The sequence below is a fragment of the Mesorhizobium sp. B2-5-7 genome (assembly GCF_006440875.1).
In the GTDB taxonomy this organism is placed as follows: domain Bacteria; phylum Pseudomonadota; class Alphaproteobacteria; order Rhizobiales; family Rhizobiaceae; genus Mesorhizobium; species Mesorhizobium australicum.
In genome coordinates this window covers 1-12,190 of the sequence record NZ_VFUO01000017.1, presented here as the reverse complement: position 1 = coordinate 12,190, position 12,190 = coordinate 1, and the positions used below count along the sequence as shown (strand labels likewise).

6 protein-coding genes and 4 pseudogenes are annotated in these 12,190 nt (G+C 56.8%); 2 read left to right on the top strand and 8 right to left on the bottom strand.

What is annotated here, in order from left to right; translation table 11 throughout:
* From FJ543_RS31760 to FJ543_RS31275, 4 genes and pseudogenes are all read right to left on the bottom strand, one after another.
* Positions 1 to 194: pseudogene (locus tag FJ543_RS31760) on the bottom strand (hypothetical protein); the annotation flags it as partial.
* A 323-nt stretch (positions 195 to 517) separates the two neighbouring features.
* The gene (locus tag FJ543_RS31285) at positions 518 to 802 is read right to left on the bottom strand and encodes an acyl carrier protein (RefSeq protein ID WP_084016206.1); all 285 of its coding nucleotides are present in this window, start codon (positions 800 to 802) and stop codon (positions 518 to 520) included.
* Positions 803 to 823: 21 nt separating this feature from the next.
* A complete protein-coding gene (locus tag FJ543_RS31280) occupies positions 824 to 6,241 on the bottom strand; it encodes a type I polyketide synthase (RefSeq protein WP_084016208.1) in 5,418 nt (1,805 codons plus the stop codon).
* Positions 6,242 to 6,665: 424 nt separating this feature from the next.
* Entirely contained in the window at positions 6,666 to 7,373 is a 708-nt protein-coding gene (locus tag FJ543_RS31275; protein WP_084016210.1) for a 4'-phosphopantetheinyl transferase superfamily protein, read from the bottom strand.
* Positions 7,374 to 7,772: 399 nt separating this feature from the next.
* On the opposite strand from FJ543_RS31275, the pseudogene FJ543_RS31270 reads away from it, so the two are divergent.
* Positions 7,773 to 7,987: pseudogene (locus tag FJ543_RS31270) on the top strand (biotin/lipoyl-containing protein); the annotation flags it as partial.
* Between the two features lie 519 nt (positions 7,988 to 8,506).
* Here the strand turns inward: FJ543_RS31270 and FJ543_RS32145 are convergent.
* Entirely contained in the window at positions 8,507 to 8,644 is a 138-nt protein-coding gene (locus FJ543_RS32145) for a hypothetical protein (RefSeq protein WP_245322136.1), read from the bottom strand.
* Between the two features lie 319 nt (positions 8,645 to 8,963).
* Here FJ543_RS32145 and FJ543_RS31260 point away from each other — a divergent pair.
* Positions 8,964 to 9,237, top strand: a pseudogene (locus tag FJ543_RS31260) (DDE-type integrase/transposase/recombinase); the annotation flags it as partial.
* 106 nt (positions 9,238 to 9,343) lie between these two features.
* Here the strand turns inward: FJ543_RS31260 and FJ543_RS31255 are convergent.
* The 3 genes and pseudogenes from FJ543_RS31255 to FJ543_RS31245 form a co-directional block, all read right to left on the bottom strand.
* Positions 9,344 to 9,541, bottom strand: a complete 198-nt coding sequence (locus tag FJ543_RS31255) for a hypothetical protein (protein WP_064995288.1) — start codon at positions 9,539 to 9,541, stop codon at positions 9,344 to 9,346.
* Position 9,542: 1 nt separating this feature from the next.
* Positions 9,543 to 10,721, bottom strand: a complete 1,179-nt coding sequence (locus tag FJ543_RS31250; RefSeq protein ID WP_084016212.1) for a Xaa-Pro peptidase family protein — start codon at positions 10,719 to 10,721, stop codon at positions 9,543 to 9,545.
* A gap of 509 nt (positions 10,722 to 11,230) precedes the next feature.
* Positions 11,231 to 11,791, bottom strand: a pseudogene (locus tag FJ543_RS31245) (IS66 family transposase zinc-finger binding domain-containing protein); the annotation flags it as partial.
* Positions 11,792 to 12,190 lie beyond the last annotated feature (399 nt).

The window sequence follows — 12,190 nt, the reverse complement described above, 5'->3', positions numbered from 1 at the left end:
GCCGGCTGGAGCGCAGGTTCGCCCAGCATGACAACATCCGCCCAAGCTCCTTCGACGGTTTCTGATATGACGGGAAACTCGAAAGTAGCTGAACTAAACAGCGAGCCGGACGGCGGCGCCGGCGGCGCCACGCTGGGTGGCAAGGCAGGTTCCAAACCCAGAATTCCAAGGCAGCTCTCGATTTGCGACGTCATTCTGGCCTCCAGGGTCGTGCAGATACATTTGATGTGCATGGTGTATGCGCATTCATCAAATATCGACTGTCGCCGCCGACCACCTGGGTGCCAAATGTCCATGTGCGGTAGCAATTTCGCAGATCCAGTGGTTACAGCCTGACAGAAGAGTCCGATTTTGGCATTCCCTTTGGGAAGTGTGCGTCGAGTCTGGCGCATGCGGACGGAAGATGGTCCGCTCCCAGTCTCGCCGAAGCCAGAAACAGAGCTGTGTGTTCAGCTGCGTCTCCGCTCTAGACCAAATGTTCTCCTGGGACATTCAGTCTAGCAAGTTCGAGGTGTCCTTATTTCGACGGATGGTTACGGATGCATATTCGCTCGTACAGGTCGCCGAACGTCGCCGCCTCAATTATCTCATCCAATTGCGGCGACCTCCAATTGTTGCTTTTATCCAAATTAGCTTGGAGCTCTGCGGCGATAAGGCTGTCTCCCCCAACATCAAAAAAGTTATCGTCCAAGCATATTTCGTTATCTCCGATAATATTTTTAACTTCATCAAGAAAAATTTTCCTCGGATCATCGTTGCTAAACATGTTTAGTTTTCCTGGTTCGACTACTTTTTCTGCCATAACCCTTTTCTCCTCTTATTACTACTCGTCTGGCGTCGTGAACTCTTCTCCCCTTTGCTGTTCTCGCTCCCCGGACTGCCGCGGAACCGTCCGCCTCGCAAGCTGATCGTCCGGCCAGCATCGGTGACCGTCGAATGAGTACGTTGGAAGGGAAATGCGACGGCGAGTACCGAACGGTTCCAATTGATCACTGGCCCGTTTCCAATCCACCGCAACACCCGCGGCCCAGAGTGCCCCAAGGCATTCCAGAAGGACATGGCGGTCAGTGGATTGTTCATCGTTCTCGTCGCGCGCGGCTGGGACGATCGATGGAATTCGGGTCTTCCGGTCCTCTGAGTTGATTGCTCCCTGTGCCAGACGCGCCAGATTTCGTGAGGGCCCGATGTCAACGAGTGCAGCTACACCAGCCGCGACAACGGGCTTGAGAGCACGATCAAATCGGAGAGGCTCGATCGCTTGCCTGCTCAAGTAGGTGTCCTGCAAGGGTATTTTCGCTTCATGCAGAGCTCCTGAGTTGAGAGCAATGGCCACATTCGGCAGGCCCTTTTCGAGTGTACGGACCCGCGCGTCGATGGCGTCAGTCGCTCCTTTCATCAGCGGCGAATGGCTGGGGACGCCAGCTGTAATAAGGAGGTTGTTGGTGATCTGTCGATGTTCGAGACTTTCCTGAAGCCTTTCCAGAAGTTCCCGCTTGCCGGTGAACACGACGTCGGTATTTGAGTTCACGATACCGACGCCGATCTCGCCAGCTTCTGCTCGATCACGCCAAGCGTCCTCCGTGAGGATACGCTCAGCCTCGCTCGGGCCGCATCCGGCCGCAAGCATAGCACCATCGATACCAATATTTGCCACCGCACGGCTCCGAGCGATCGTCAGCTCAACAGCATCTTCCACTTTTAGAATGCCCGCTAGGGTAGCCACAACGTATTCGCTCATGCTGTGTCCGACGAGATAAGCGGGCTGAACTCCGAACAGTTCTAGCGAACGCGCCATGGCGAATTGCACGGAGAAAATCATGACACTGATTTCTTCGAAGGAAGCCGTCCGGTATTTGTCGTCTTCCCCAAACATGACCGTCTCCAGGTCACGATCCAGGAGCCGGCGACAAGCGGCCGCACAAGTCAGGAAAGCATTGCGGAAGTCCGGCACGTGATCGAACAGATCCTTGAACATCCGCGGGTGCTGCACTCCGCAGCCCGGCAGCATGAAGCCAATAGACGGCGAGGAAAAGGTCCGATCAGCTGTACGATCCCCTTCTTCTTCCAACCTCGCGATGGCCGTGCCCAAGTTGCGCGCCACCACAACGGTTCGATGCGCGAAGTGGCATCTCGCCACGCGTAGTGTATGAGCGACGTCACCAAGATCGATGTCGCGGTTGCGCCGCAAGAACGCAGCTAGATTCAGGCAGGCCCGGCTTAGCGCTGACGGGGTCTTTGCAGATAGGCAAAGGGCGTGAGATCCCCGTGCAATCGATCCGGGCCAAGCCCTTGCATTGTCGCTGTCCCATTCCTGCAGCACGATATGGCAGTTGGTTCCTCCCATACCGAGTCCAGTAACTCCGGCAGTTCGTGAACGTCCCGGCGGACGGGGCCAAGGTCTAAGCTGCTCATTGATGAAGAAAGGCGTGTCTTCCAGTCCCAGATCTTCATTCAGCCGATTGATTTTGATTGTCGCTGGGATTACTCCGTGCTGAAGCGTGAGAGCTGTCTTGATAAAGCTCGCGACCCCTGAGGCGATGTTGGCATGGCCGATATTCGGTTTAATTGACCCGAGCGCACAGGCGTTCGCCTGCCCCGCGAAGACATCTGCCAGTGCGCGGACCTCGATTGGGTCGCCGACCTTGGTGCCGGTCCCATGAGTTTCGATATATTCCACATCTTCAGGGCCAAGTGCCGCGGAGGCAAGTGCTTGGCGCACAACTTCGGCCTGGCCTCGTGCGCTAGGCGCCGAGAAGGATGATTTGGCGCGGCCGTCGTTGTTAATGGCACATCCTTTTACCACCGCGTGGATCGAGTCGTTCGCCTCAAGCGCGTCTTCAAGGCGCTTGAGAACGACAACCCCTACCCCATCTCCGAGCACCGTGCCACTTGCATCGGCATCAAAGGCCCGGCACACACCGTCCGAAGAATTAATGAAGTCCTTGACAAACTGATACCCCGCTTGAGGGAAGGTGATACTCGAGCCCCCTGCCAACGCCATGTCGCAATAGCCGGCCGCGAGCGACTGAGCGGCGACCGCGATCGCCACTAACCCAGTTGAGCATGAGGTTTGCACCGCAATGCTTGGGCCGTTAAGGTTCAGCATGTAGGACACGCGCGCGGCAAGGTAGTCCTTCTCGTTGCCGAGCTCCGTCAGGAAAGCGAGTGGCGCGTTGGTGGGATCGCTGAGGCTGCCCTTCAAATGGTGCAGTAGATAGAGTGGGGAAGAAGACCCTGCGAACACTCCGGTCCGGCCTTCATGCTGGGTTGGCGCATATCCGGCCGACTCAAGTGCCTTCCAGCAGCATTCGAGAAACAGCCGATGCTGCGGGTCCATTAACGTTGCCTCACGCCTCGAGAGGCTCCAGAAATCCGGATCGAAAAGGTCCACATCGTTGAGATGGGCGCCCACGCGCACATAATCCGGGCGATTCAGGACAGCTTCCGCAATGCCTCGGGCCTTGAGCTCCTGCCTGGAGAGCGAGGTGATCGAGCATACCCCCTGGCAGAGGTTCTCCCACAGCGCGTCTACCGTCTCCGCGCCAGGAAAACGCGCGGCCATACCAATCACCGCAATGTCCATACTGGGGCTGCTTCGACGGTCCAGCGCCTTCACATGCGCCCTACGCGCCAAGACTGGCGGTGTTTTGGGGAGCTTGCCGATTTGGGGACGTCCCTGCTCGCCAATGCGTTTGCGGAGAAGAGCCGCGAGTTCGTTAAAGGTCGGATTGAGGAAGACCTCCACTACCCGGAGTTGCACCTTCAGACTCTCACGAATCTGCGTGCAGAGGCGGGCAGCCAGAAGGGAGTGTCCGCCGCAGTCGAAAAAATTGTCGCCCAGATCGGCAGCTTCGGCCTGGAGAAGGTCTCGCCAGGCTGCGCGAAGTGCTGATTCGACCTCGTCGGTACCGGTCACCAGAGCGCACGACTCTTGCGCGAGCCCGCGAAGGCGCGACCGATCAAGTTTTCCGTTAGCCGCAATGGGCAATTCCCGTACCGCCACGAAATGCGCAGGTATCGCATAGTGCGGTAACTCGGACTTTAAATGCGCTCGCAAAGGAGCCTCCCAGCCTCTGCAACCATCGTGCAGCACCACATAGGCGACCAGTCGGTCCGGCTGGCCTGTCGTCGAATCGAGCTCAGGCAATACGGCGGCGGAGCGGACCCCGGCGTAGCGAAGCAAGGCAGCTTCTACAGACCCGGGCACGAGGCTGTAACCTCGGATCTTCACCATGAAAGCGCAGCGCCCGATAATTTCCAAGTGGCCACTTGGCAGCATACGACCAAGATCGCCAGTGCGGAACATCGTGCCATCTGCGCGAAACGGGTCGGGAAAGAACCTTTCGCGTGTCATCTCTGGGCTGCCGAGATATCCATGAGCCAAGACATCGCCGCCGACGAAGACCTCGCCCAAGAAGCCCATTGGGACGGGATCGCGTTGCTCCCCCAGGATATAGACACTGACATTGTACTGAGGCCTACCCACCGGCGCGACCTTTTGTATTATCGCAGGATCGACCTCGCTCAAGTCAATATGCGAAACATCACATGCCTCCGCTGCGCCGTAGTAATTGATGATTCTGATGTGCGGCAGCGCGTCCCTGACCCGCGCAAGCAACGCTGCTGTTAGTACCTCGCCTGATAGGTAGATCAATCTGAGATCGGGAAGGCGGGAGGGGAGGTCAAGGAAGCCGCTGCTGATAATCACGTCCAGCAGTGATGGGGTTAGCAATATTCTGGAAATTCGATTTCGCTCCAGGTACTCGACCAGCTGATGCGGATCGTAGATAACGTCATCGGGGACCAGATAGGCTGGAATCCCGGCGAGGATCGGCCGCATTATGTCCCCGAAGAGATTGACCGCCTCACGCTCACCAAGCGTGTATGGCAGCGCATGATAGCGCCACTGGTTGGCGCATACACTGCTTCGGTGGGGGCAGACAATCCCTTTTGGTTCACCAGTCGTGCCAGACGAAAATGAGATCTGGGCCGGCGCATCGATATTCACCGGTTGCGGATTGGCCGGGCTGGCCTTGCCAAGTTGTGCTTCCCAACCCTCGTCGAGCGACAGCGCAATACCGGACCAGTCAGGCGGAAGCTTGGCTGCGAAATGGTCGCTGGTGACGACGATTTCAACACATGCTTTCGCAAGTATTCGCTTTACCGCAGCGGCGGGCAATGCTTTGTCAAGCACGACGTAGGCCGCCCCTGTTTTTAGAATACCGAACAAAGCGACGGCGTATTCAGGTGAAGTATCCATCAGGATACCCACGCTGGAACCTCGGCTCTGACCATGTCCAAGAAGGTGCCTGGATAGAATGTCGGTTAGGTCGTCGAGTTCACGATATGTGATGGTCGTAGCCTCTGAAACGATGGCAGGACTGTCGGGGGTGAGAGCTGCTTGTTTGCGGAATCGCTCATGCAGCGTTAGATTAGTATAAGGGAAGACCTCGCCGTGTTGGATAGAAACCGGAAGTTGTCCCTTCACCTCGCTAACCTCGCGCAGGAGGCTGGACACCACCTGCTCCGTCATGGCATGGGTGAAAAAGTGATCGCCATCAAACATAATCCGGGCGAAGCGCGACGTCGTAAGCCGACGCCATCCGTCTAGGTCATTGGCATTGATTTCGTCCTCAACTCCGCCCATTGCGGTGATTGCCGCCTTGAGAGGCTTTGGCAGGTTTCGGTCGTAAGTCTCCGCAAGTTCGAAGTCGGCCCGCAGGGGCGGCAAAATGAAGTCCAATAGCAGTTTCTCGTTTGCCAGCGCCTTCTTGGGGACCATACCAAGGGTACGAATCACATCGGTTAGCTTATCATCGGTGTATGTATACATCGGCGGCTCTTGCGGGGGCAGATCCGCTGACGGGTGAGCAGACACGACCACATGGAAGGGAGATGGCCGACCGGCCTCCTCAAGGGAGCGGGCAATCTCGTAGGCCACGAGGGCACCTGCGCTATGACCGAAGAAAACGAAGGGGCTATCGCTGTATTCCTGGAGCGCCTCGATGACCATGGGTGCCAGTACGTCCATGCTGCGAATGGCGGCCTCCGCTGATCGTTTGCCGCGCCCGGGAAGATCCAAGCAAATAAGCTCAATGTCGTCAGGGAGATAGTCTGGCCAATTACGGAACGACTGGACGCTACCCCCCCCATGGGGGAAGCAAATTAGCCGATACGACGGCGCAAGTGAACTCTTTACAACACTAAGCAGTGTTTTTGACTTACCAGGAAGTTGTTCCATCTCTCAAGCCACTCCACCTAGATTCCGCCTGAAAACGCCTCTTTCTTAGCGGACATTTCTTTTTTATGAGGACTTCCAATTCGGTCTTTATAGCACTAGAAGCTGCCACTTCGACCTAAGCTTACGGCAGCCAAAGTAGCACGGTTATCTAATGTAGAATGTTAAGATGTATCAAACTTCAGTTCAGGCATCTGTTAAAAAGTGTTAAATATCATTTTGCACAACGATTTAATTTCTAATTTGATAAATTTACGCGAACGGCGCCATTGCAGTAACGCTGTCGACCCTTATTGCGCCCCTGCATTGCGTACTCGTGCAGCGTCCGAGCGCAATTCGGACACAAGCCTTTTTGGCTGTCCCTGACCTCAGACCTTGCTGTGAAGGTACCATTGTCCGCGACCTTCGATCATGAAGGTTCAGTAATTTATTTGGTATCCGGCTGTCCAAGTTGGTCAACCAATTGAGATGGCAGGGTGCGCATGATGATCTGCTGGGGACAAGGCGATGCTATATGCCCTATTAACTGCCCGCGGATTGGGAGCGCATTGAGATAATAATGCAGGCCACCAAATTCCACAACCTGCTCATCCCAGCCCGTGTGAAGCGTTAGCGGGTCCTGCTGGAGACCAAGACCTACGCATTTCAGTATAGCCTCTTTCCTGGTCCACAGCTCCAGGAACTCTCTCGCAGACTGTTTGCGCGTAACGTCTTCAAACCTCCTGACTTCTTGGTCAGTCATAATGTGGCGGGCCAATTGTCGGCAATTTGCCAAGGGGCGCCAACGCTCAATATCTATCCCAATCAGGCCCACGGCTGAAACGGCGACGGCGGACCAATCCTGGCTGTGAGACTGGCTCACTTCGATATCGCGCGCCGGCAATCGAGGCTTGCCGAACCGCGAAACGGTCATCTGGAGATCTTGCTCCGGAATATGCAAGTGCGCAGCAAGGATGGTTCGAAAAGCAAATTTTGCTTGAATGTATGAAAGCCGCAGATCTGAGTGGCGGATTCTTTCGGCCCGCTCCCGCTCAGTTGGGCTTAGCACTTCACGCATGTATGGCGTTGGGATTGTCAGCTGTGAATGCCGGAAAACCCAAACATCGATCGTACCAAACTGCCTCTGCGAATGCATTCGTCACAGCCTTTGGCTCGCTCCACCACATGCCCTTGCCTGATCAGCGCGAGGGTGAAGTCGTTATTGCTTCCCCCATTTACACGTCCACAGTGCGGTAATGGGGCGGGTCGTTACTGACTTGGGAAAGCTTCTACACTGCCATTGCGTCTCTGGGGTTAAACATTTAAGAAACAACTTAAAGATTTATAAGACCTCTTTGAGCTTCTTTTCATCAGTCGTATACTATATCTTTTGCTGCACCGAACTAGCACCACTAATGTTAACGCGATGTGATTGGCGGCCCGCCATTAGCGCCGTTCCGAAAATAGTTGAGTGATTTCAGCCGGTTGTGATTCCGTCGGATTTGCGAGCTTCGATGGAGATCACGATGGCCTGGACTGAAACCACCCGTGCGCATCGCGGCGCAAGGCTGAGCCGGGCAACGAGGCGCATGTCGGAGCACCGATGCGGGCGTCGTCTCGGCGCTCGCCGTTGCCGCCGGCCAGGCGGTCAAGGCCGGCGACGTGCTTTTGTCCATCGAGGCGATGAAGATGGAGACGGCATTGCATGCCGAGCGCGACGGCACAATCGCCGAAGTGCTGGTCAAGGCCGGCGATCAGATCGATGCCAAGGGTGTCCACAGCCTAAGAAGCACCTCAGCTATTCACTTAGAGGCGCTGAAGCTTTCCCGACGTCGGGCCGACGACCATCTCGTCTCCCGATGAGTAGGCAAACTGGAGTGCGGCAATACCGCGCTCGGCCATCTCCTCAAGATCACGCAGGCTCAGATTGCAGGCGAGAGATAGCAGCGCACCAGAGCAGGACCGCGGACTTGTCGAACTGACAGCCTTTGAACATTGCAACACTCCGAAAACGAAGGTTCCTTGCCACAGCACTGTAATCAAAAGTTGCAGCAGATCAATTTAGGCTCGTGCGCCTGCGCTCGACCCGGAAAAGGAGGCAGAGAATGCGACAGGGTTCATCTCGTTTCCGCCAACCGATGTGCCCGTCAAGGCCGGCGCGCTGACCGGTCATCTGGTCGAAGCCTGCTAAACGGCGAAGGTCATCTCCTCTAGAGGGAAGGTCCCAAACGGATCATGCTGCCGTCGCTGAAGCGTGATTGGCGGAATCTGTGGAGGTTGTGCCCTGTCTCATTTCCTTGGACCAGGTCGGCCCACCAACCCGCCCATGCCGGGTCCGATACCGAAGCCGTGGCTACTCATCCCGGTCGCGATAACCAGACCTAGGATCGCAGCGGCGCGATCGACGATAGGCACGACATCCGGCATTGCATCGATCATGCCCGCCCAACTCGCCTTGAGCGGCACTGTCTTGAACTGCAGGAAAAGCCCGTAATCCCGCGGTCGATGGGCGGAGTGCAGAGGCTTCGGGAGCGGGATTCCCATCTCCAACAGTGATACCGAGATATTCCGGCGCGCCAGAACAGCGCCGTAGTCACGCCGACAATGCCGCCGCCGATGACCACGACTTCCGAAGTCTTCGGCGGAGTCGCTTGAAACTGTACGGGGTGGCTTCGGTGAAGGGGAATATTGTCAAAGAATACTGTCCTTTTGGTACGCTACGGCGGTATCCGGCCTACAGACTTGTCTCGCCTGCGACACCACAAATCGCTTGCAGGATCGCGCCCGGTGCCTGCTGAAGCCGATCCGCATCTGCCGGAGCCATAGTTGAACAATTGGATCAATCAGGACCATCGGCGCATAAAGCACCGTGTCCGAACGATGTGCGGCTTCAATCCTCAGTAAGCGTCGGCATTATCCTGTCCGGCATTGAAATGTTTCACATGATGAGCAAGTGACAGGCCAGGGACGCCTTCAATCCGAATCCGTCGCTGGCCGGACAGTTCGCCATTCTCGCCGCCCGACCAGAAGCGCAAACAATCCTCCCTGCGTCCCAACTCAACCGTTGCAAAACCGATCCTAATCGGTTCGCAATTTGAGATACTCGATCCTGACGTAGCTGCCGCGTCAATCGCCCAGCCGCGCCTCGTCGAGCGTCGCATCGATCGGCGCTTCGCCGGCGACGCGTGCGGCCGCATGGGAGCGGATCGCGGCGACAAGCGCGCATTGCGTTGCCGCACCACGTGCAACTGCTGGAATCCCGCCGAAGAGGACGGGATCGACGCCGGTTTGCAGGAAGAGCTTGCCCCCCACAGTAATCCGCATTCTATTTGACGAAAAGCTCGCGCGCTGTCTTCGTTAAAGGGTCAAACCCACGATCCTTAACAGCAAAACTTTGGGTGATCGTGATTCCAACGTTGTCTAGCCACAGGCCAGGCATCATGTGGAAAACCATACCTGGCTGAAGAACTGTTTCATCTCCCTTGCGGATACTAGCCGTACGTTCTCCCGATGCGGGCGGAAATGCGATGCCAGTCGGATATCCAATTCGGGACTCCTTTTCAATCCCATGGCGAGCAAGCACTTGACTGAATGCGCTGAACACTTCTGAACAGGTCCGCCCAGGACGCACACTTTCGAGGCCGACGTTTAGGGCTTCTACAGCAATCTTCGACAGATTTTGGAATGCAGTTGAGGGTTTGCCGACTACGATTGTACGAGAGAGTTGAACTTGGTAGCGGTGCCGGCACCCCGAAAGTTCAAGATTAACAACAGAGGAATTCGGCACCGGTTCGTCGGTCCAAGCTGCATGTGGAGCGATTGAACGCTCGCCTATGCAAAGATCGGGAGGGCAAGCAGGGTAGTCACCTCCAAACTCAGCCGTACCCGACACTTGCTGGTGATAAATAGCTGCCGCGATATCGCATTCACGAACTCCAGCTTCCACCGTATCGATCACACATTGCATCGCCACATCTGCAAGCTGACCAGCTTGACGCATGATTGCGATTTCAGTCGGGCTCTTTATCAGCCGGAGCCATCCAACGAGTAGGTCAGCATCAACGAATTCCGCAAGTGGCAAAGCCCGGGTAAGATCCTGGTGAGCACGGGCGGAATAATAGTATCCTCCCATCTCGACGCCAACGCGCGCCTTCTCGCCCCCGACTTCCCTTACAATATCGGCCATAAAGGTGTAGGCCGATAGGAAGGGCGAATGAACATGCGTTTCGGGGTAAGCTCTGATGTTTTGATCGGCAAGATAGGTAGTCATTAATGCCGAAACGCGATCCATCAACCGGCCCACCCAAATAGGCTCGTCGTGATCGAGTGACACGATCACCATTTGCGGAGTATAGAACGAGTAAGCGTTATAGCCGGTAAGATAGTTTTGGTTAGGCGGCTCTGACAGAAGAAGGATCTCGATCCCTCTCGTCGTCATTTCTTTCTTTACCGCTGTTAGACGTGACTGAAACTCGGCAATCTCAAAATGCAGTTCTTTTAGCACGTTTTTCTCCTTCTAATTCAAATCAAAGCGACCGTCTTGGGTGGCATCATCATTTCCAGCGGTGTGCGTGGCACATCTGGAGGGAGAAGGGCGGAGCCCACCCCCCCCCGCGTTATGTTGACACGATCGGAGACCATTGGTCGGGCCTGCGATCCCTCGTCGTAGCTCGAACCGCCCCAGGTGTTGGGAGGGCTGGGTGCCGGTCGCCATTACCAGTGGAATGCGGCCAGGCTATAGGCTGACTTGTGGCAGCACAATTCGGATCTGGCAACAATGTATCGGCCGGTACCTCTTGCCACAGTGGGGATGTACCGCGTTGATCGAAGACCTTCACGTAGGTCCCACCATCGCGAGCTATCTCGATCATGAACACAGCTGAAACCGTACCGCTTCGCCGGACCATAGGAAATACGGTCGCTGCCGTCGACCTGCAGGACGCCGCGATAGCCATCCAGATGGCGGGCGACGCATTCGCCGGCACGGCTGTCCTCAAAGCGGTCGGCGACGGGGCTGATCGTCTCGCAGTCGCGGCAGGTGAACTTCTCCCGCACGTGCTGGATCACCTTCCATTGCCGCGGCACCACCTCCAGCGTCTCGGTGATATCCTCACCCAGCTTGCGTAGCCGATGACCGCCGCAGCAATGGCAAGCGGTCGGCGCCGGCTCGACCACGCGTTCGCGCGGCAGATGCTCGGGAAATGGCTGACGCGCCGGTCGTTTGCGCACATAAGGCACCACCTCGGTGGTCCTGGCCGCGGCCTGTTCGGCGGCGATCTCGTCTTCCGTCGCGGTGCTCTCGAGCTCCTCGAAGGTGAGCTCCATCTGGTCGTGCAGGCGGGCTGAGCGTTCAGAACTCTGACCATGCAGCGCCCGCTGCAGCTTGCGGATCGTCAGATGCTGATGTGCGATCAGCGCCGCATCATCCGATGCCTTAGCCCTGGCGACCGCCAGTTCGGCCTCGACCAGCGCAGCGCGCGCGGCCTCGTCTTCGGCTCTGGCCAGCGCTGCGGTCAGCGCCGCTCTGAGCGCGCCGATATCGTCCGGAACAGCATCCTGGGCGGTGGCAACCATGCCCTGGAGTGAATCATAAAACGCGCCCGCTGACTCGCGGAAAATGGCGCAAACTCAAAGAAAAACTCAGCCCGCGCGCTGCGGGCGGAACGTGTGGCGCGGGTTGCGCCAATCGATCCCGTCGAGCATGTAGGCGAGCTGCGCCGGTGATATGGAAACCGTGCCGTCCGCCGGCGACGGCCATAGAAACCGGCCCTTCTCGAGCCGTTTGCATACAGCGACATGCCAAGCCCATCATGCCAGATAATCTTGATCAGATTGCCGCTGCGGCCGCGGAAGACATAAATATCGCCGGCCTAGGGTTAGGTGGCGCGCCACCTAACCGTTCTTATGCATCGGGTGAGATTTTGTGGCGGAGCCGTCCTGGCGCCAGCCGAGGTCTGCCAAATCTGGAATCCT